Below are 20526 nucleotides of genomic sequence, written 5' to 3' on the forward strand. Positions count from 1 at the left end.
CGCAGGAGGAGTCAGTGCTCTCTCGACGTTCATTCGTCAAACGGATCGGTGCCACCGGCCTGGTCGCCGCCGCCGGTTCGGCGGCGGGCTTCGCCGCGCTCACGCCCCACGCGTCGGCGGCCGGCGTCTCGCTGCCGGTCTCGCTCGCCAACAAGTCGGGCAGCGACACCGTCTACGCGTACATCAGCGGCGCCGACGACTCCGGCTGGCCCGGCTTCGTCGGCGCCGACGGCGCCTTCAACCGCCTGCCCAGCCCGTCGTCGGTGCTCACCCCCACGCCCGACTACGCGATACCGCTGGGCGGTTCGGGCTCGGCGGCGACCACGGTCACGCTCCAGGACTACGTGATCGGCGGCCGCGTCTGGTTCTCCATCGGCGACCGCATCCAGTTCTTCGTCAACCCGCCGGGCGCGGACGGCGGCGTACCGGGCCTGGTCCAGCCGGGGTTCACCAGCTCCGACCCCAACTGGCAGACCCAGTGGACGTTCGCCGAGTTCACCTTCAACAGCGCCAACCTCTACGCCAACATCAGTTACGTCGACATGGTGTCGCTGCCGATCGCGATGGCCAGCACCGGCGCGGGCGGCAACCAGTCGGTCAGCCCGCTGCCGGACGGCGCGCTCGCCTCCATCGCCTCCGGTCTCACGGCCCAGCACGCCAGCGACGGCGCGCCCTGGGACCAGCTGGTCGCCACCGGCTCCGGCGGCGCCCCGCTGCGGGTGCTCGCGCCGTCCCACGCGCCGACCGACTTCGGCGGCTACTGGGACTCCTACCTGGACGCGGTGTGGAGCCACTACGCGTCCACCCCGCTGACCGTCAACGCCCAGGGCAGCTCCGGTACCTACTCCGGCACGGTGTCCGGTGACGCGTTCGTCTTCTCCGGGCTCGACGACGACGGCGTGCCGTTCACCAGGCCGAGCGCGGCGGACATCTTCGGCTGCGCCAGCGGGCCGCTGTACAACTCCGGGTCCGACGCGCGCGGCGCGGTCGCGGCACGGCTGGCGGCCGCCCTCAACCGCAGCTCCCTGCTGGTGTCCGGCGGCGACAACCAGCCCGACGGCGTCAGCGCGTCCGGCTACTACCAGGACCCGGTGACCAACCACTACGCACGGCTGGTCCACCAGTACGCCTCGATCGGGTACGCCTTCCCCTACGACGATGTCGGCCCGACCGGCGCGGCACCGGTCGACGGCCACATCCAGGACACCGCGCCGACGTCCTGGAGCCTGACCCTGGGCAGCGCGGGCTCGTAGGCCCCCAGCACACCCCGCCGTTCCGGCGTCCGCGGGCGCGGGGGCGGCCGGGGCCGCTGTCAGCCGGATGGCCCAGGTCGCGGCGGGCACGCGGGGGCGCCCGGGCCGGCGCGTGCACGGCGGCGGGCGGGCGCCCGCGGTTGCGGCCGGGCGCTTCGGCTGCGTGCGCGCGGCGAGAGATTACCGCGGCGGGCTCGTACCGTGACCTTCGGGGCGAAACGGCCGGCGGCCCGGAGCGAGCTGAGGCAGGTGTGGCGATGAGCGGTCCCGCGCAGGGCGACGGCGCCGCGCCGGCCGGTGCCACCGACGCGCTGCGACTGGCGGTGCTGGACGCCACGGAGGGCCTGGGCGAGACGGAGATCCTGCGGCTGGCGGTGCAGCAGTGCGTCGCGGCGCTGGGCGGGGTCGGCGGCCTGGCGCACCTGGTCGGCCCCGAGCACGGCACCCTGCGGCTGGCCGCGGCCAGCGGCGTGCCCGACCCGGTGGCGCGCGCCTGGGAGCAGCCCGGCGACCACCGGCTGGCGCCGGTGCGCGCGATGGAGCGGCGGCAGGTGCAGTGGGCGCCGCACTGGCCCGAGCCGGGTCCGGGCGGCGCGGGCGGCATGGCGGCGGGGCTGCGGGCGTGCGGGGTGCTGTCGGCGCCGATCCCGGTGGACGGCGCGTCGGTGGGGGTGCTGTCGGTGCTGCTGGAGCGGGAGCCGGGGCCGGACCGGCAGCGGTTCCTGGCGGACGTGGCGGCGCTGGTGGGGGTGCGGCTGCCGGTGGCCCGGCGGTGGCGCAGCGGCACGGCGCCCTGGTGGCAGGAGCCGCAGAGCGCGGCCGGGCAGGTGCGGCGGGAGATCAGCGTCGGGACCTGGAGCTGGGACCTGGACAGCGGGCTGGTCGACATGGACGAGGTCTCCGAGGGCCTGGTGGAGCTGGCGGGGCTGGAGCCGGGCGCCTGGGACCACCGGATCGAGTCGTGGATGGAGCGCATCCACCCCGACGACCGGCCCGCGGTGCAGGAGGCGATCGAGGAGTCCCTGTGCGACGGGCGGCCGTACGCGGTCGAGCACCGCGTGCTGGACCGCGCCGGCCGGGTCAACTGGCTGGAGCTGCGGGCCGCGTGCGAACGCGGCGGGAACGGCCGCGCGATCCGGCTGGTGGGCACCGTGTGGAACGTCACCGCCCGGCGCAGCCAGCTGGAGTGGCTGGCCGGGCTGCTGGAGCTGAACCCGGACCCGATCTACGTGGTCGCCGCGGACGACCGGGTGCAGTGGGCGAACCTGGCCGCCCGCGAACTCGGCGGCGACAGCGCGGGGGCGCCCACCGGCCGCACCCCGTGGGACGCCGAGCCGCTGCTGCGCGACCGGGGCCTGCCCGAGCTGCTGGACCGGGCCCGGGCCGCGCCCGGCTCCGCGGCCACCATGGAGGTCGACGTGGACCGGCCGGCGCCGCGCGGCTCGGCGTCCTACCTGGTCAGGGCGGTGGAGATCGGCGGTTTCATGTCGATCCAGATGTCCGACACCACCGAGCGGCGCCGTGCGGAGCAGGCCGCGGCCGCGCGGGGCCGGCAGGTCGCGGACCTCAACGCGGCGCTGGTCCGGGCGCTCAACACGCAGGACGTGGTGGCCGCGGTGGTGCGGCACGTGCTGCCGCTGGTGCGGGCGGACGGCCTGGTGGTGCACGATCTGACGGGGGCGTCGCCGCGGCTGATCGGTGACGTCGGCTTCGTGCCCGCGCTGGTCGAGGAGGTGCACGAGCTGCAACTGCGGCAGGCGGAGCGGCGGCAGCAGGAGCGTGCGGCGGGCCCCGGCTTCGGCGGCGTGGCGGCCCCGGCGGGCGGGCCGGGCGTCACCGACCAGCCGCGCTTCGTCTCCCGTGCCGACCGGCCGGCCGCCGCGGCAGCCGCGGGCGAGGCGGCGCCCGGCACGGCGCCGTGGCTGCTGGGCCGGCTGGCGGAGCTGGACGGGGTGGGCGCGTGGGCGGTGCTGCCGCTGGCGGTCGGCGACCGCACGGTCGGGTCGTGCGTCATCGGCTGGAGCGCGTCGCGGCCCTTCACCGAGGACGACAAGACGCTGCTGGGCACGGTGGGCGTGATCATCGCCCAGGCGCTGGGCAACGCGCGGCTCTACGAGAGCGCCCGGCACCGCGCCGAGCGCCTCCAGCAGGAGCTGCTGCCGGGCCGGCTGCCGGACACGGTGGGCCTGCGCGCGGTGGCCCGCTACCGTACGGCCGACGGCCAGGAGCTGGGCGGCGACTGGTACGACACGATCGCGCTGCCGGGCGGCCGGACGCTGGCGGTGATCGGCGACGTGCTGGGCCACGGCCTGGAGCAGGCGATCGCGATGGGCATCATCCGGCACGCGGCGCTGACCGTGGCGGCCCTGGACATGCCGGTGGACGAGATCATGGCGCACCTCAACGACGTGGTGGTGCGCCTCGCGCCGCGCGTCGACGACCCGGTGGTGTGCGCGACCTGCCTGCTCGCGCTCTACGACCCCACGTCCGGGTCGTGCAGCATCGCCAGCGCCGGGCACGCCCCGCCGATCGCGCTGGAGCCGGGCGGGCGGGCGCGGCGGCTCACCATTCCCAGCGGGCCGCCGCTGGGAATGGCGCAGGTGCCCGCGCAGGTCACCGAGACCGTCCTCGCCGAGGGCACCGTGCTGGTGCTGTACACCGACGGGCTGCTCGGTTCGCGGGCGCCGGACGCCGAGGAGCTGACCGAGGCGGTCGGCCGGTACGCCGCCGCCGAGCCGCTGCCGGCCGGCGGCGGGCCGGCGCGGCGGTGGCTGGCCGCGCTGTGCGACGCGGTGGTGGCGCAGCTGCCGCCGGACCCGTACCGGCAGGACGACGCGGTGCTGCTGGCGCTGAGCACCGAGCGGGTGCCGGCGGACCGGATGTCGGCGTGGGACCTGCCGTGGGCACCGGAGTCCGCGGGCCGGGCCCGGGACCTGACCGCGGCGGAGCTGGCGTCCTGGCACCTGGACGACCTGACCGACGCGGCCACCCTCATCGTCAGCGAGCTGATCGGCAACACGGTGCGGCACGCGGTCGGGCTGGTGCCGCAGCCCCCGCAGGAGGCGGCGGCCGGGCCGGCGGAGGGCCCGGGGCTGGAGGACCTCGGCGGCCTCGGGCTGGAGGGCGGACTGAGCCTGCGGATCGGGCTGGGCCTGGACGAGTCCCCCGAGCCGCACACGGCCGGCGGCGGCTTCGTACGGCTGCGGCTGCTGCGGATCGAGCACGCGCTGATCTGCGAGGTGTACGACGGCTCGCAGGCCACCCCGCGGGTGCGGCACCCGCTGCTGGACGACGAGTTCGGCCGCGGCCTGCAACTGGTGGCGATGATGGCCGCGCAGTGGGGCACCCGCTACACCGAGCGCGGGAAGTGCATCTGGGCCCGGCTGGACGCGCCGCCCCCGCCGGACGGCGACGGCACCGGCGCCCAGGCGGCGGTGCCGGAGGCCGGCACCCCGCCCGCGGAGCAGCCCGCCGCCTGACCGGCCGGGGACGCCCACGGCCCGCGGTCCTCACACCTCCAGGTCCGCGCCGGCTGCGGCGAGCAGGTCCGCGACGAGGTCGGCGGTGGCGCGGGCCGCGGTGTGCAGCCGCTGAAGGTCCGGGTGCGGCCCGGCCAGGACGGCCAGGACGCAGGACGGGCCCGCCGGGTAGAGCGCGACGCAGCCGTGTTCGGCGCTCACCAGCAGTTCGTGGAAGGAGTCGTCGCCGCCGGTCCCGGCCAGCCGCAGCCCGATGCCGAATCCGGCGGAGCTGAGCGCGGCGAGCGCCTCGGCGGGCGCGTCGGGGGCCTCGTGGGCGATGAGCAGCCCGTCCGCGGTGGCCGCGACCGCCCCTGTGGCGTCGGGCAGCCGGGACAGCAGGCGGCCCAACTCGTCGCGTACGTCGGCTTCGTGCGCCATGATCCGCTGCCATGCGTCGGGCGCCTCGGGCAGTTGTCCCCCGGCGGGTGTCGCGGCCGTCATCCGCGCGCCCCCCGCGGTTTCGGGGCGGTGCGGGCGGGTGGGCCGGGCGGGGGTGCGCTCGGCCGCGGCGGCGTGACCGCCCCGCGCAGGTACGTGTGGTTCCCGGACACGCGACTCCCCTCGGTGCAGGGCCCGTCGGGCCGCCGCCCGGCCGGGCGGTGAGGAGTCAAGTTACGCACCGCGCCGCCCCGTTCGAGGAGTTCTGGCATTTTCCCCTGGTACGTGCGGGGTGCTGTTCTAGGATGCCCTCCGCGCCTTTCCGGTTTCCGGCGCGGCCGCGGTCAGCCGCGCGCGGTGGCGAACTCCCAGACCACCGGCAGGAACTCGGCGGGCGTCTCGACCTGGGGCATGTGCCCGGTGCCGGGCAGCAGGCGGAACCCGGCGCCCGGGATGGCCGCGGCGAAGGCGCGTCCGTACTCGGCGTCCACGATGCGGTCGCTCTCGCCCCACGCCACGAGCGTCGGCTGCGCCGCCTTCGCCAGCCGCTCGCGCAGCGTCGGGTCGTTCATCTCGCGGCCCGCGTAGACCTCGAGGGCGACCCGGTTGGCGGCGGCGACCGCGCGCTGCTCGTCGGTGAGCGCGGAGGGGTCGAAGCGGAACTTCGACGGGTCGTGGAAGGACAGCCGCGCGAGTTCGACGGGCGTCAGCGGGAAGGTGTCGGCGACGGGGTGGCCGGGCAGTTCGATGCCGACGGCGTTGACGAGGAGCACCCCGCGGACGCGTGCGCTGCCGAGCAGCGCGAGTTCCGCGGCGATCCAGCCGCCGACGGAGTTGCCGACCACGGTGGCGTCGCGGACGTCGAGCGCGTCGAGCAGGGCCGCGTAGACCTCGGCGAGGCCCGCCGGGCTGCTCAGCCACGCGGGGCGGGCGGTGCCGCCGAAGCCGGGGTGGACCGGGGTGATCACCCGGGCCGGTCGCTCGGCGGCGAGCCGGGCGGCGAAGGGCGCGACGGTCTGCGGGCCGCCCCCGCCGTGCAGCATCAGGAAGGTGCGGGGCGCGTCGGGCCCGGGGGTGTCGGGCTCGTCGACGGTGACGGTGAGGTCGAGGGTGCCGGCGGTCACGGTGAGGGTGCGGGTGGAGGTGGTGCTGGTCATCAGGGGTGCTCCTCGGGCGGATCGAACGGTGGGTTCGGCGGGTCGTTGCGACGGGTGCGGCAGGGGCGCGGGCCGCGCGGGTGGCGGTCAGGCGTAGTCGCCGGCGGGCTCGGTGGCGTAGCGGCTCATCACGTCGGCGGTGCTGCGCGCGGTCAGCGCCCGGCCGCCGGCGATCATGTCGCGCAGGTCGCGGAAGTAGTTCACGTACAGGTCGGGCGTGAAGGTGTTGAGGATGACCGCGGGCACGTCGCCGTGGTTGGCGAAGGTGTGCGGCGCGCCGGGCGGGATCATCGCGAGGGTCCCGGCGGGCGCGACGTGGACGGCGGTACCCACGGTGAAGTGCACGGTGCCGGAGACGACGTAGAAGCCCTCGTCGTGCTCGGCGTGGCGGTGCTGCGGCGGGCCCTCGGTGTGCGGGGCGATGGTGATCTCGCCGATGCCGAGCCGGTGCCCGGTGGTGGTGCCGTCCTCCAGGATGCGCATGCGGGTCGCGCCCAGCTCGATCACTTCGCCGCCGTCCGGGCCGACCACGGAAACCCCGGTCACTGTCCTCAGCTCCTGCCACATTCGTAAGAGTTCGCTCTCACGAAGAGAAGATAGGCGGATCGCTCTCGTCATGCAAGTCCTCTCTCATGACGAGAGTCGGATGCTAAGATGCCGGTGGGACGACAGGAGGAGCGGGCGATGACCACACAGGCGGGCGCGGGGCGCAGCAACCAGAAGAAGCGCACGCGCGCGGCGATCCTCGCCGCCGCGCGCGACCTCGTGGAGTCCGGGCGCGAGGTGACGATGCCGGAGATCGCGCGCACCGCGCTGGTCTCCGAGGCCACCGCCTACCGCTACTTCCCCGACCTCCCGTCGCTGGTCGGCGAGGCGCTGAGCGGGGCGTGGCCCGCGCCGGCCGACGCGCTCCGACCGGTCGCGGGGTCGGCGGACCCGGTGGAGCGGGTCGCGTTCGCGTGCGCGTTCCTGCTGCGCGGCACCCTCGCCCGGCAGGGGGCGGTGCGCGCCATGATGGCGGCGACCATCACCCGCCCCGAAACGGCCGCGGCCCGGCCGGGCGTCCGGTTCGGGCTGATCGAGGAGGCGCTCGCACCCGTCCGCGAACGGTTCGCCGCCACCGCCCCGCAGCGGCTGGCCCAGCTCGAACGCGACCTCGCGGTGACCGTCAGCGCGGAGGCCCTGTTCTGCCTCACCGACCTGTGCGGGCTCCCCCCCGAAGACGCGATCACCAGCGCCGTCCGCACCGCGTCCACCCTGACAGCCGCGGCGCTCCGCGACCTGCCCCCCGGCCCCTGACGGCCGCGACCCGCTGACGCGCCACCGCGCGGCGCGGCACGCGGCCGTCCGCCCGGTGGCGCTTCAGCGGCCGAACCACACCGTGGTGACGTTGCAGAACGCCCTGATGCCCTGGGCCGACAGCTCGCGGCCGTAGCCGGAGCGCTTCACCCCGCCGAAGGGCAGGGCCGGGTGGGAGGCGGTCATGCCGTTGAAGAAGACGCCGCCGGCCTCGATGTCCCGGGCGAAGCGGCGCTGCTCGTCCGCGTCGCGGGTCCAGACGTTGGAGCTGAGCCCGAACGGCGTGTCGTTGGCGAGCGCGACGGCCGCGTCCAGGTCGGGCACCCGGTACAGCGTGGCGACCGGGCCGAACGCCTCCTCGCGGTGGATGCGCATCGCGTCGGTGACACCGGCCAGCACCGTGGGCTCGTAGAACCAGCCGTCCGGCAGCCGCGGCGGGCGGCGGCCCCCGCACAGCGCCGCCGCGCCCCGGTCCAGCGCGTCCTGGACCAGCTCCTCCAGGTCGGCGCGGCCCTGCTCGCTGGAGACCGGCCCGATGTCGGTCGACTCGTCCATCGGGTCGCCGACGGCCAGCTCCTCCATGGCGCGCACGAAGCGCTCGGTGAACGCGTCGTACACGTCCTCGTGGACGATGAACCGCTTGGCCGCGATGCAGGACTGGCCGTTGTTCTGCACCCGGGCGGTGACGGCGGTGGCGACCGCCGCGTCGAGTTCCGCGGCGGCCGACGGCATCACCACGAACGGGTCGCTGCCGCCGAGTTCGAGCACGGTCGGCTTGATCGCGTCGCCTGCCGCCGCCGCGACCGCGCGCCCGGCGCCCTCGCTGCCGGTGAGCGTGGCGGCGGCCACCCGCGGGTCGCGCACGATGTCCTCGACCGCGCCCGAGCCGATCAGCAGCGTCTGGAAGCACCCGTCGGGAAAGCCCGCCCGGTGGAAGAGGTCGCCGAGGTAGAGCGCGGTCTGCGGGACGTTCGAGGCGTGCTTGAGCAGGCCCGTGTTGCCCGCCATCAGCGCCGGCGCGGCGAACCGGACCACCTGCCAGAGCGGGAAGTTCCACGGCATGACGGCCAGCACGACGCCGAGCGGGCGGTAGCGTACGACGGCCCGGTCGGCCCCGCTGTCCGCCACGTCGGCCGGGTCGGGGTGCTCGTCGGCGAGCAGTTCCTCGGCGTGGCCGGCGTACCACCGCATCGCCTTGGCGCACTTGGCGGCTTCGGCGCGGGCCGCGGCGAAGGTCTTGCCCATCTCGGTGGTCATGGTGCGCGCGATCGTGTCGCGCTCGCTGTCCAGCAGGTCGGCGGCGGCGCGCATCAGGGCGGCGCGGGTGGCGAAGTCGGTCTCGCGGTGTGCGCGGAAGGCGCGTGCCGCCTTGGCGATCCGCTCCTCGACGGCTGCCGCGTCCATCGGCTCGAACGTCTTGAGGGTCCGCCCGGTGGCCGGGTCCACGGTGGCGATGGGCATCTTCAGCTCCTCCTTGGTCCCCCGTCCCATCGTCACCCGATCCGGCCCGGTCCCGCGACAGCACGGGGCCACGTGGTGGCACCGGGGCGCCGACGCGTCCAAGGTCTTCGAGGGACGTTCACTAATTCGTCACACCATCCACATACGTCCCCGGCTCTACGCGCGGAGAATCAGGTGCTGCACCACGTCTCGCTCCGCATGCCCGCTTCCGACGACGGTTCCCCCATCAAACCGCCCCCACCTGGAGGTTGACGGATGCCCATCCGAGTCCCCGGCGCCACCGGCCCGTTCCGCAGATCCGGCAGGTCCGGTGCCGAGCAGGCCGGCCGGGTCCCGGCCCTGCCGCAGATCCCGCTCTTCTCCCGCAGCCGGGTGCTGATCAGCGCGGCCGCCGGGCTCAGCGCCGTGGCCGCGCTCGGCGGTCTGGCGCTGTCGGGCGGCAGCGCGCAGGCCGCGGCCCGCCCGCAGGCGGCGGCCGCCGCCCCCGCCGCCTCGGCCACCCACCGCGTCCTGTTCGACGACACCAAGGCCGAGGAGGCCGGGAACGCCGACTGGATCATCAGCACCAGCAAGCCCGACCCGCTCGGCGAGAACGCCTCGCCCAGCAAGGAGACCGACTGGACCGGCGCGCTGTCGTCGTGGGGCGTGGCCCTGCAGAAGACCGGCGACTACTCGCTGGCGACGCTGGCCTCCGGCAAGACCATCACCTACGGCAACTCCTCCAACGCGCAGGACCTCAGCAACTACGACGAGTTCGTCATCGACGAGCCCAACACCCTGCTGAGCGCGGCCGAGAAGACCGCGGTGATGACGTTCGTGAAGAACGGCGGCGGCCTGTTCCTGATCTCCGACCACAACGGCAGCGACCGCAACAACGACGGCTACGACTCGCCGAAGGTCATCAACGACCTGCTGACGAACAACACCGTCGACAGCTCCGACCCGTTCGGGTTCTCCGTCGACTCGCTCGACATCAGCACCGACACGCCCAAGGCGATCAGCGACAGCTCCGACCCGGTGCTCCACGGCGCGTTCGGCACCGTGACCGGCAGCATCATCGCCGACGGCACCACCTTCACCCTCAAGCCGTCCGACAACTCCTCGGTCAAGGGCCTGCTGTACCGCACGGGTTACTCCGGCAACACCGGCGCGTTCTTCGTCACCAGCACCTTCGGCAGCGGCCGGGTGGCGATCTGGGGCGACAGCTCGCCGGTCGACGACGGCACCGGCCAGTCCGGCAACACCCTGTACGACGGCTGGAACGACACCCGCGGCACCGACGCGGCCCTCGCGCTCAACGCCACCGCGTGGCTGGCCGGCGACGGCAGCGGCACCACCACCGGCGGCACCACGTCGGGGACCACCTCCGGCACGACCTCGGGGACGTCCTCCGGCACCACGTCCGGCTCCACCACCGGCTCCACCACGGGCGGCTCCGGCAGCTGCACCTCCGCGCAACTGCTCGCCAACCCCGGCTTCGAGTCCGGCAACACCAGCTGGACCGCGAGCAGCAAGGTGATCACGAACGCCACCGCGGAAGCCGCGCACACCGGTTCGTACAAGGCGTGGCTGGACGGCTACGGCACCGCCACCACGAACACCCTCGCGCAGAGCGTGACGATCCCGTCGGGCTGCTCGGCCTCGTTGAGCTTCTGGCTGCACATCGACACTGCCGAGACCGGCTCGACGGCGTACGACACGCTGACCGCGCAGGTGCTCAACTCCTCGGGCACGGTGCTGTCCACGCTCGCGACGTACTCCAACGCGAACGCGGCGTCCGGCTACACGCAGCGCACCTTCGACCTGAGCGCGTACGCGGGCCAGAGCGTGACGCTGAAGTTCACCGGGGTCGAGGGTTCCAAGCTCCAGACGTCGTTCGTCATCGACGACACCGCGCTCAACGTGAGCTGACCGCACACCGGTCCGTTCACGACACGTGCTTCGGGCGGTGGGGCCGCGACCGGCCCCGCCGCCCGAGGTGCGTCCGGGCTACGGCTGCGGCGGTCCGTCGGGGCCGGGCAGCTGCCGGGGCGCGCGGTGGGCCGCGGCGGGTCCGAGCGTCGGGGCGAGCACGCGGAACGCCACCAGGCCGGGGCGGGCCGGCCACGGGACCGGCGCCTCGACGCCGGGGAAGCGCTCCACGAGCGCGTCGAAGACCCGGTAGGCGCTGGCCTCGTCCCCTGCGGTGATCAGGACGTGGGCGAGGCCGTCGGTGCGGCCGTCGACGCCGCCGGGGCGCTGCGCGGGGACTCTGCGGTCCTTGGGCACGGATTCGGCTCCCTTCCTCGGGGCGGGCCGGCCCCTCGCGGACCGGGCCGGTTGCCGGGAGGGACATGGCCGGCGGGGACGCGGTTGCCGGTCGGTGCCGGTTTTCACCCGCACGGGCCGCGGGCGGCATGGCGGGCGGGGCATCGGGTAGGCGCGAGGGCGTCCACTGCGGGGCGCACCCGCGTCCCGCCCCGCCGCGACACCTGGGAGGACACGATGACCGAGCCGTATCCGAATCCGAAGCCCGGACCCGGACCCGGCGGCCCCCGGCCCGCACCCGGCCCCGGCCCCGGGCCGGACCCCGTACCGAACCCCACGCCCCACCCGGTCCCCGGGCCCGCGCCCGACCCGGTGCCGACCCCGCCCGGGCCCGAGCCCACACCGCCCTCGCCCGCGCCGGAGCCGATCCCGCCGTCGCCCCAGCCGGAGCCGGCGGCGCCCCCGCTGACGTGAGCGGGGTGTGCGAGGGTGGGGGACGTGACGGAACGCCCCCTGCTCGTCGTCGACGGCGCGAACGTCGTCGGCTCGGTGCCCGACGGCTGGTGGCGCGACCGGTACGCCGCCGCGGAGCGGCTGCGTGACGCGCTCGCGCCCTGCGCGGCCGCCGGGCTGCCCGCGGACGGCCCCGCCCCGGCGTGGGCGGCCGGTGTGCCGCTCGACGTGGTGCTCGTCGTCGAGGGCGCGGCCCGCGGGGTGGCGTCCGTGCCCGGGGTGACGGTGCGCTCCGCGCCCGGCAGCGGTGACGACCTGATCGCCGAGATCGCCGCCGGCGCGGCGCCCCGCCCCTGCCTGGTCGTCACCGCCGACCGCGGCCTGCGCGCCCGCGTCACCGCGACCGGCGCCGAGACCGCCGGCCCCCGCACGGTCCGCCGCCGCCCCTGACCTCCGCTCAGCCCAACCTCCGTGCCGCACACGGCCGTCGAGCCGTGCGGCACGACGGCCGCCTGCCTCGGGCCCGACGCAACTCCCCCGCCGCACGCGGCCATCGGCCCATCCGGCACCGGCCCCTTCCACGCCCGGCGAAAGCCACTGACAGGACTCCGCGACCCTCCGCCGCCCCGGGCCCCGCCCGACACAACTCCCCCGCCGCACACGGCCCTTGGGTCGCACGGCATGGCCGCCACCTGTTCGCGGCGGCGCTCGTGGCCATGGCGGGGCGTTCGGTCGCCTCGGAGGCCGACCGCAGGCTCACCGCCGACGCCGACGCCGACGCGCAGGCGCCAGCGTAGTGCGTGCCGGGCGGGGTGCGTGGCGGGCCGACGTGCCGGGCGGGGTGCGCCGGTCAGCGGCGGTCGCGGAGGTGGTCGCGGCGGCGCCGTTCTTCGTCGAGCAGGGCCATGAACTTGCGGGTGCCCTCCTCGGCTTCGCCGTCCTCCTCGTCCTGGACCGCGGCCTGCTCGCGCAGTTGGCGGTCGTGGACCATGGCCGGCGGCACCGGGTCGGCGTCCGAGGGGCGCGGGCCCTCCGGGCCGTCCGGGCCGGTGCGCAGCAGCCGTTCGACCCGGATGATCCGGAAGTGCCGCCCGGCGACGTCGAGTTCGTCGACCTGTTCGGTGTCGAGGTGGTCGGCGGCGCGCTTGTGGAGTTCGTGCTCCTCGTCGGTGAGTTCGCGCTGCCAGGGCACCATCACCCGCAGCTGCATGGCCAGTCCGTCGCGCGCGTCGCGCGGGGTGGCGGCGGTGCCGGTGGACTGCGGCCGCCAGCGGCCCCCTTCGCGCTCGGCGGCCATGAACGTCGCCGGCAGCAGGACGCCGCCCGGGTGGGTGTGCGCGGCGGCGCGGGAGTCCTCCCGTACGTCGCGCGGCACGCTGCCGTTCTTCCGCAGGGCGGTGAGGAGTTCGGCGCGCAGCACGCCCGGGGACGGCGCCGCCGCGCGGCCGGGGGCGGCGACGACCAGGTCCGAGGCGGGGTCGAGCGGCGGCTGCGCGGGGTCCGTACGGTCGGGGTCGGTGGCGCGCGGCGGTTCGGGGCCGTCCGGGCCCATCCGGATGAAGCGCTCGGCGCGGACCACGCGGTAGCGGGCACCGGCCACGGTCAGCTCGTCGAGCCGTTCCCAGTCGAGCCGTTCGGCCGCCGCGGTGTACTGCGCGCGGCCGGTCTCGTCGCCGTCGGCGGCGCAGCGGTCGGCGCGGGTCCGGAAGTGCGCGCCCAGCGCGTCGCGGGCGTCCTGCGGGGCGAGCCCGGCGAAACCCGGGTGCAACTTCCAGCCACCTTCGGCCCGTTCGCGGGCGATGCCGAAGACCGGGCCGCCGGCGAAGAGGGTCGACGGGTACGCCTTGCGCGCCTTCCAGGTCTCCACGTCCGCGGGCGCGGCCGGCCCCGCCGCGACCGGCGACGATGGCGCGGTCGACCGCGGCCACTCCCGGCCGGCCACTTCCTCCTGAGCGTCACCGTTCGCCTTCATGCCCTTAGCATGCCCGCCCGGCCGCCCCCAGTCCCCCGGTTCGGCCAAAACCGCACCCCCGCCCGGCACCGGCGCCCGCCCGTCCCACCGGCCAACGGCCCCTCACCGCAGGCGTGTTCCCCACCATTGGCGGCGATTCACGCCGTTTCAGCCGGCCTTGGCCAGCTTGGCCACCTGGGCGTTCACCACGGCGTCGGGGATCTCCGGACGGCCGCCGGGGAAGCCCAGCGCGGACAGGACCACGATGGTGGCGCCGACGCGGACGACCAGGAAGCGGAAGGGCACGTCGACGGCGTCGTCGTCCCCGCCGTCGTCCCCGCCGTCGTTCCCGCCGTCGTTCCCGCCCGACACGACCTGGGTGATGGTGTACTCCACGGCGTCGTCACCGACGGAGGGCGCGGCCGCCGGCACGGGACGGGTGTACCGCTCCCCCTGACCGCCGGGAAAGGAGTCACAGGTTTTGAGCGACGCGCGCAGGTCCGTCATCACCCCGGCGGCGTCCGCCGGTTGGTAGGCGAGGAGCGTGTCCCCCACCACCGAGTCGTCCTCGCCGTCCTTGACGTCCCGCGTGACGCTCTGCTCGAACAGGGCGTGGTGCTGGTGGCCGGGGCTCACCGGCCCCATGGCGATCCCCGCCAGCGCCGTGCACACGGCTGGTGACACCTTGGGCAGTCGGGCCACGTCCGTGATCGCGACCTTGATCGAGACCCCGTCGGGGCCGTGGCCGAACTGCGTGCCCGTGGACCATCCCGGCAGGTCCGGCTTGCCCACGGCCGCCTGTTCCAGCTGGCGTTGGTCGAGCAACCGCGCCGCCCGAGGCGTGCCGCTCGCCGCCGCCCCGGCGGTCGATGCCGCACCCGAGGGCGCGTGCGTACCCCCGCCCTTGCCGCCACCGCCGCCCCCGCAGGCCGTCGCCGCGGCCACCACCAGGACCGCGAGGCAGAGCGGGCCCGCCAGCGGCCGTCGCGCCGTCCGCACCCGAGCTGCGTCGCCCATGTGTGGTCCCCCCTGCTGTGTCCGGCCGAACCCCGCGGCCGTTCGGAGCCACCGGGGCGCGGAGCGCGGTCCCCGTATCCGCGGCCCTCCGCGCCGACTGCCTGCGGCAACGTACCGGGCTCCCTTCGTACGGGGCAATTCCGTCACCCATGGGTGCCGCGCGCCCGGGCCGCCGCCCGCGCACGTGCGGACCGAGCGCCGGCCGTTCGGCGTTCAGGCGCCGAGGAAGCGGGCGATGCCCTCGGGAGAGAGCAGGTGCTGGACGGCGAGGCGGCGGGCGCCCTCGATGCCCGCGCGGCGGCCGAGCACGGTGCTCTCGATCGCGACCGTGCGGGTGGCCAGCGGCAGCGCGCGGCCGTAGACGGCGGCGCGGATGTCGGCGAGCAGGTCGTCGTGGAGGGAGGCGAGCGAGCCGCCGAGCACGATGGTGTCGGGGTTGTAGAAGCTGACGAGGGAGGCGAGGACGTCGCCGAGGCGCTGCGCGGCCAGCCGGACCTGGCGGCGGGCCAGCGGGTCGCCCTCGGCGACCAGGCGCACCACGTCGGCGGCGTGTTCGGCCGGCAGCCCGGCCTCGCGCAGCCGCGCGGCGACGGCGGCGCCGGACGCGACGGCCTCCACGCACCCGGTGTTGCCGCAGTGGCAGAGCACGTCGTCGTGGCCGGGTACGGCGATGTGCCCGATGTCGCCGGCCGCGCCGCTGGCCCCGCGGTGCACCACGCCGCCGGAGACGATGCCGCAGCCGATCCCGGTGCCGACCTTGACGTAGAGCAGGTGGGCGGTGGCGGGCCGGTGGCCGTACTCGCCGAGGGCCATCATGTTGACGTCGTTGTCCACCAGTACCGGTGCCGCGCGGCGCCCGGCGAAGAACCCGGGCACCCGGTAGCCGTCCCAGCCGCGCATGATCGGCGGGCGCACCACGGTGCCGGTGCTGGCCTCGACCGGTCCGGGCACGCCGACGCTGATCGCGCGGACGTGCCCGGCCGGGTGCCCGGCAGCGGCCAGCATCCGGTCGATCTGGGCGTCCAGCGCGGTCAGTACGGCCTCGGGCCCGTCGTTGATGTCGAGGTCCTCGGTGGTCTCGGCGAGGACGGCGCCGCCGAGTTCAGAGATCGCGACGGTGCCGTGGGTGGCGCCGAGGTCCACTGCGCACACCACGGCGCTGTGCGAGGCGAGGTGCAGGGCCAGCGGCGGGCGGCCGCGCTCGGTGGCCACGGTGCCGGTCTCGACCAGCAGGCCGCGCTCGATGAGCAGGTCCACCCGCTGGGCGACGGCCGCGCGGGACAGGCCGGTGGCGGTGACGAGTTGGCTGCGGCGGGTGGCGCCGCCGGCCACGAGCCCGGCGAGTTCGCTGAGCGAGGTGAGCTGCCGGTCGGTTGCTGCCGTCACGTCGTCGCCCGTCCCTCGTCCGCTCGGCCCTCGGCCCGCTGATCTGTCGGCCCGTTGGCCCTGCCCTGTTCCCCGTCGCCGCGCCACCGCTCCCTGGGCGGCCGTCGACCCCGATTTATGACAGAAGTTAGCGTAATTTTTGCCATTGTCAACCGAAACCCTGGTGGCTAGCGTTCTGGTCGAACCGAAAGAGAGGGAAGTCTGTGTCACTCTCGGGGCCCGACGACACGAACCCACCGGGCACACCCAGCAGCCCCGGCACCCCCGGCGCCACCGGCGGCACCGCGCTGCGTACGGCGATCGCCGGCACCGGCATGATCGGCCGGGTCCACCTGGACGCCGTGCGGCGCAGCGGCGCCCCGGTCGTCGGGGTGAGCGCCTCCACCCCGGCCCGGGCGAAGGAGGCCGCCGCCGCGCTCGGCGTGGACCGGGCCTTCGACTCCTCCGAGGAGCTGGTGACGAGCGACGACGTGGACGTGGTGCACATCTGCACCCCGAACGACGCGCACGCGCGCCTGGCGGAACTCGCGCTGCGCGCGGGCAAGCACGTGGTCTGCGAGAAGCCGCTGACCACCTCCTCGGCCACCGCCGGCGCCCTGGCCGAACTGGCCGCGCGCAGCGGCAAGGTGGCCGCGGTCCCGTTCGTCTACCGCTACCACCCGATGGCCGCCGAGGCCCGCGCCCGGGTGCGGGACGGCCGGGCCGGCGACGTACGCCTGGTGCACGGCCACTACCTCCAGGACTGGCTGCTGCTGCCGGAGGACACCAACTGGCGGGTGGACGCGGCCGCCGGCGGGCCCTCCCGGGCGTTCGCCGACATCGGCTCGCACTGGTGCGACCTGGTGGAGTGGGTGACCGGGCACCGGATCGCCGAGCTGACCGCGCTCACCCAGACCGTGCCGCGCACCGGCGGCACCCCCGCCACCGAGGACGTCGTGCAGCTGCTCTTCCGCACCGACCTCGGCGCGAGCGGGAGCGTGACGGTCTCGCAGATCTCCCCCGGCCGCAAGAACCGGCTGTGGTTCGAGGTCGACGGCACCCGCACCTCGCTCGCCTTCGACCAGGAGGCGCCCGAGTCGCTCTTCGTCGGCAGCCGTGGTGAGAACGCCGCGGTGCTGCGCGACCCGGCCACCCTGTCCCCCGAGGCGGCCCGGCTGTCGGTGGTGCCCGGCGGGCACCCGATGGGCTACCTCGACTGCTTCGCCGCCTTCGTCCGCGACGTGCACGCCGCCGCCCGCGCGGCCGACGCGTCCGGCACCGCCGACCCCGCCCCCGGCGCTCCCGCCACTCCCTTCGCCACCTTCGCCGACGCCGCCCGCATGGTGCGCCTGACCGAGGCCGTCCTCGGCTCGGCGGAGGACCGGACCTGGAAAGAGGTCTCCTGATGAAGCTGGGCTTCCTCACCGCCTGCCTTCCGCAGCTGCCGCTCGCCGAGATCGCCGGCTGGGCCGCCGCCCACGACTACGACGCGCTGGAGGTCGCCACCTGGCCGTCCACCGGGTCGCGCGACTTCGAGGCGAGCCACATCGACGTGGTGGACTTCGGCAAGGCGGAGGCGGAAAAGGTCCGCACCCTCTTCGACCAGCACCGGCTCACCTTGTCGGCGCTGGCGTACTACGAGAACAACCTGCACCCCGACCGTGAGCGCCGCGCCGAGATCGCCGCCCATGTCCGGGCCAACGTGGACGCGGCCGCGCTGCTCGGCGTGGACTACGTCGGGACCTTCATCGGCCGCCACCCGGGCCTGTCGGTGAAGGAGAACCTCGCCCAGGCCGAGCGCGAGCTGCCGGCGCTGGTGGAGTACGCCGGCGAGCGCGGGGTGAAGATCATCATCGAGAACTGCGTGATGGAGGGGTGGCACCCCGACGGCTACCCGGGCAACCTCGCCTACTCCCCCGAGTTGTGGGAGTGGATGTTCGACCTCGGCTTCTACCTCAACTACGACCCCTCGCACCTGCTGTGGCTGGGCATCGACCCGGTGACGGCCCTCAAGCCGTACCTGGACCGCATCCCGCACGCGCAGGCCAAGGACGCGCAGCTCGACCCGCGGGCCCGGGACCGCTACGGGTTCTTCGGCCGCACCGTGGAGCGCACCGATGGCTGGGACAGCGGCTGGTGGCGCTACCGGGTCCCGGGCCTGGGCGACGTGGACTGGCGCCGGCTGGTGGACACCTTCTACGAGGGCGGCTTCACCGGGGTGCTTTCCGTCGAGCACGAGGACCCGGTGTGGAGCGGCGACGTGGAGCGCGTCACAGGCGGTCTGGAGATCGCCCACCGCACGCTGCGCCCGCTGATCGTCGGATGACCGCCGCGCGAGCCGCACAGGCCGCACGAGCCGCACGATCCCCACGCGCCGCCCGCACCACCGCACGTCCGCACCAGCACGCGCACCCGCACCCGCTTTCGCCGTCGTACTTCCAGGAGGCATCGCTTCGATGGCCAAACCCCTGAGCATCCAGCTCTACACCCTCCGCGACCAGATCGCCGCCGACCGCGACGGGACGCTGACCCGGCTCGCCGAGATCGGCTACCGCGCCGTGGAGGCGTTCGACCCGACCGCCGACCCGGCCGGCTTCCGCAAGCTCCTGGACGACCTGGGGGTCGGGGTCTCCAGCACCCACGCCTACGCGCTGTTCGACAAGGACGCCGGCGAGGTCTTCGAGGCGGTCGCCACCGTCGGCACCGACCTGGCGATCATCCCCGGCGGCATCGCCGAGGAGGAGTTCACCACCGCCGACGGGCTGCGCCGCACCGCCGACAAGCTCAACGGGTTCGCCGCCAAGGCCGCCGAGCACGGCATCCGGATCGGTTACCACAACCACTGGTGGGAGATCGAGCCGCGGTTCGAGGGCCGTACCGCGCTGGAGGTGCTCACCGACGAGCTGGCGCCCGAGGTGTTCCTGGAGGTCGACACCTACTGGGCGCAGGTCGGCGGCGCCGACGTGCCGGCGCTGCTGCGCACGCTGGGCGACCGGGTGCTGGCCCTGCACGTCAAGGACGGGCCGGGCGTCAAGGGCGAGCCGCACACCGCGGTCGGCAAGGGCGCGATCGACGTGCCGTCGATCCTGGCCGCGGCGCCGGACGCGCAGCGGATCGTGGAGCTGGACACCTGCGCCACCGACATCTTCCAGGCCGTCGCCGAGAGCCGCGCCTACCTGACGGCACTGGAGGAGGGGCTGTCATGACCACCGCTTCGGGTGCTTCGGGCTCCGGCCCGGTCGGCGTCGCGCTGATCGGCGCCGGCGTGATCAGCACGCAGTACCTCCAGGCGCTGTCCACCTTCCCCGACATACGGGTGCTGGCGGTGGCGGACCTCGACGTGGCGCGGGCCCGGGCGCAGGCCGACGCGTACGGCGTGCCGCACGCCGGCGACGTGGCGTCGGTGCTGGCGATCCCCGAGGTGGAGATCGTCGTCAACCTGACGATCCCGGCGGCGCACGCCGAGGTCGCCGCCGCCGCGCTGGCGGCGGGCAAGCACGTCTACGGCGAGAAGCCGCTGGCGCTGGCGCCCGTGGACGGCGCGAAGATCCTCACGCAGGCGCAGGAGCTGGGCCTGCGAGTGGGCAGCGCGCCCGACACCTTCCTGGGCGCGGGTCTGCAGTCGGCGGCGCGGGCGCTGGCGTCCGGGGTGATCGGCGAGCCGGTCAGCGCGGTCGCGGTGACGCAGGGTCCGGGGCCGGAGAGCTGGCACCCGAGCCCGGAGTTCCTCTTCCAGTACGGCGGCGGGCCGCTGTTCGACATCGGCCCGTACTACCTGACCGCGCTGGTGGCGCTGTTCGGGCCGGTGGAGCGGGTCGCGGCCAGCGCGCGGCAGGCGCGCGTGCAGCGGGTGGTGGGCTCCGGCCCCAAGGCCGGCACGGCGTTCGCGGTGGAGGTGCCCACGCACGTGCACGCGCTGCTGGACTTCGTCTCGGGCCCGAGCACCGCGGCCACCTTCAGCTTCGACTCCTCCGTGCCGCGCCGGATGATCGAGGTCACCGGCACCGAGGGCACACTGTCGCTGCCGGACCCGAACACGTTCGAGGGGCCGGTGCAGGTACGGTCGTTCGAGGACCAGGAGTGGCGCGACCTGCCCGTGACGGGCACGACCGCCGGTCGCGGCATCGGCGTGCTGGACATGGCGCGCGGCATCAGGACCGGTGCGCCGCACCGCGCGTCGGGTGAGCTGGCGCAGCACGTCCTGGAGCTGATGTCCACGGTGACGGACTCCGCGGAGCGGCACGGCTTCGTGGAGATCTCCTCCCGCGCCCCGGAAGTGGCCACGCTTCCGGAAGACTGGGACCCGGTGGCGGCGACGCTGACCTGACCGGCGCCGTCGCCACCGCCGACCCGGGGTCCGCCCCGGCGACCTGACCGGCCCACCCGTGGGGGATGGGCCGGTCAGGTCTTTTCGTCCGCCGGGT

The 20526-nt window shown here is 75.2% G+C and carries 17 protein-coding genes; 9 read left to right on the plus strand and 8 right to left on the minus strand.

Annotated elements, in window-relative coordinates:
* Positions 1 to 14 precede the first annotated feature (14 nt).
* Together AC3EVP_RS09315 and AC3EVP_RS09320 are read left to right on the plus strand one after the other, a co-directional pair.
* Positions 15 to 1253 carry a beta-1,3-glucanase family protein gene (locus AC3EVP_RS09315; RefSeq protein ID WP_435128016.1) on the plus strand — a complete coding sequence of 413 codons (1239 nt, stop codon included), beginning with the start codon at positions 15 to 17 and terminating at the stop codon, positions 1251 to 1253.
* Positions 1254 to 1510: 257 nt separating this feature from the next.
* Positions 1511 to 4732, plus strand: a complete 3222-nt coding sequence (locus tag AC3EVP_RS09320) for a SpoIIE family protein phosphatase (protein ID WP_435128018.1) — start codon at positions 1511 to 1513, stop codon at positions 4730 to 4732.
* Positions 4733 to 4762: 30 nt separating this feature from the next.
* On the opposite strand, the gene AC3EVP_RS09325 is transcribed toward AC3EVP_RS09320, so the two are convergent.
* From AC3EVP_RS09325 to AC3EVP_RS09335, 3 genes are all read right to left on the minus strand, one after another.
* A complete protein-coding gene (locus AC3EVP_RS09325) occupies positions 4763 to 5215 on the minus strand; it encodes a roadblock/LC7 domain-containing protein (RefSeq protein WP_435128020.1) in 453 nt (150 codons plus the stop codon).
* 281 nt (positions 5216 to 5496) lie between these two features.
* The gene (locus tag AC3EVP_RS09330; RefSeq protein WP_435128022.1) at positions 5497 to 6309 is read right to left on the minus strand and encodes an alpha/beta fold hydrolase; all 813 of its coding nucleotides are present in this window, start codon (positions 6307 to 6309) and stop codon (positions 5497 to 5499) included.
* A gap of 87 nt (positions 6310 to 6396) precedes the next feature.
* Positions 6397 to 6855 carry a cupin domain-containing protein gene (locus AC3EVP_RS09335; RefSeq protein ID WP_435128024.1) on the minus strand — a complete coding sequence of 153 codons (459 nt, stop codon included), beginning with the start codon at positions 6853 to 6855 and terminating at the stop codon, positions 6397 to 6399.
* Positions 6856 to 6993: 138 nt separating this feature from the next.
* Here AC3EVP_RS09335 and AC3EVP_RS09340 point away from each other — a divergent pair, with 138 nt between their 5' ends.
* Positions 6994 to 7608, plus strand: a complete 615-nt coding sequence (locus AC3EVP_RS09340) for a TetR/AcrR family transcriptional regulator (RefSeq protein WP_335976198.1) — start codon at positions 6994 to 6996, stop codon at positions 7606 to 7608.
* Between the two features lie 63 nt (positions 7609 to 7671).
* Here the strand turns inward: AC3EVP_RS09340 and AC3EVP_RS09345 are convergent, their stop codons facing one another.
* Positions 7672 to 9069, minus strand: coding sequence for an NADP-dependent succinic semialdehyde dehydrogenase (locus AC3EVP_RS09345; RefSeq protein WP_435128026.1), 1398 nt, complete (start codon positions 9067 to 9069; stop codon positions 7672 to 7674).
* 348 nt (positions 9070 to 9417) lie between these two features.
* Between AC3EVP_RS09345 and AC3EVP_RS09350 the strand changes: the two genes are divergently transcribed.
* Complete coding sequence (locus tag AC3EVP_RS09350; protein WP_435128258.1) at positions 9418 to 10980, plus strand: hydrolase; 1563 nt, start codon at positions 9418 to 9420, stop codon at positions 10978 to 10980.
* A gap of 78 nt (positions 10981 to 11058) precedes the next feature.
* Here the strand turns inward: AC3EVP_RS09350 and AC3EVP_RS09355 are convergent, their stop codons facing one another.
* Entirely contained in the window at positions 11059 to 11337 is a 279-nt protein-coding gene (locus AC3EVP_RS09355; protein WP_335976190.1) for a hypothetical protein, read from the minus strand.
* A 477-nt stretch (positions 11338 to 11814) separates the two neighbouring features.
* Here AC3EVP_RS09355 and AC3EVP_RS09360 point away from each other — a divergent pair, with 477 nt between their 5' ends.
* A complete protein-coding gene (locus tag AC3EVP_RS09360) occupies positions 11815 to 12219 on the plus strand; it encodes an NTP pyrophosphohydrolase (protein ID WP_335976188.1) in 405 nt (134 codons plus the stop codon).
* 400 nt (positions 12220 to 12619) lie between these two features.
* On the opposite strand, the gene AC3EVP_RS09365 is transcribed toward AC3EVP_RS09360, so the two are convergent.
* The 3 genes from AC3EVP_RS09365 to AC3EVP_RS09375 form a co-directional block, all read right to left on the minus strand.
* Positions 12620 to 13741: a DUF5954 family protein gene (locus AC3EVP_RS09365; RefSeq protein ID WP_435128028.1), complete on the minus strand. Its 1122-nt coding sequence runs from the start codon at positions 13739 to 13741 to the stop codon at positions 12620 to 12622.
* 147 nt (positions 13742 to 13888) lie between these two features.
* Complete coding sequence (locus AC3EVP_RS09370; protein ID WP_435128030.1) at positions 13889 to 14737, minus strand: hypothetical protein; 849 nt, start codon at positions 14735 to 14737, stop codon at positions 13889 to 13891.
* A gap of 213 nt (positions 14738 to 14950) precedes the next feature.
* Entirely contained in the window at positions 14951 to 16123 is a 1173-nt protein-coding gene (locus tag AC3EVP_RS09375; protein WP_335976170.1) for an ROK family protein, read from the minus strand.
* Positions 16124 to 16326: 203 nt separating this feature from the next.
* Here AC3EVP_RS09375 and AC3EVP_RS09380 point away from each other — a divergent pair, with 203 nt between their 5' ends.
* The 4 genes from AC3EVP_RS09380 (at position 16327) to AC3EVP_RS09395 (ending at position 20429) form a co-directional block, all read left to right on the plus strand.
* A complete protein-coding gene (locus AC3EVP_RS09380; protein WP_435128032.1) occupies positions 16327 to 17508 on the plus strand; it encodes a Gfo/Idh/MocA family protein in 1182 nt (393 codons plus the stop codon).
* The gene (locus tag AC3EVP_RS09385; RefSeq protein WP_335976165.1) at positions 17508 to 18428 is read left to right on the plus strand and encodes a sugar phosphate isomerase/epimerase family protein; all 921 of its coding nucleotides are present in this window, start codon (positions 17508 to 17510) and stop codon (positions 18426 to 18428) included. The genes AC3EVP_RS09380 and AC3EVP_RS09385 overlap by 1 nt, the downstream gene beginning before the upstream one ends.
* A 130-nt stretch (positions 18429 to 18558) precedes the next feature.
* Positions 18559 to 19308, plus strand: a complete 750-nt coding sequence (locus AC3EVP_RS09390) for a sugar phosphate isomerase/epimerase family protein (protein WP_435128035.1) — start codon at positions 18559 to 18561, stop codon at positions 19306 to 19308.
* The gene (locus AC3EVP_RS09395) at positions 19305 to 20429 is read left to right on the plus strand and encodes a Gfo/Idh/MocA family protein (RefSeq protein WP_435128037.1); all 1125 of its coding nucleotides are present in this window, start codon (positions 19305 to 19307) and stop codon (positions 20427 to 20429) included. Before AC3EVP_RS09390 ends, AC3EVP_RS09395 begins: the two co-directional genes overlap by 4 nt.
* The last annotated feature ends 97 nt before the right edge of the window (positions 20430 to 20526 follow it).

The organism is Actinacidiphila sp. bgisy144 (assembly GCF_057708105.1).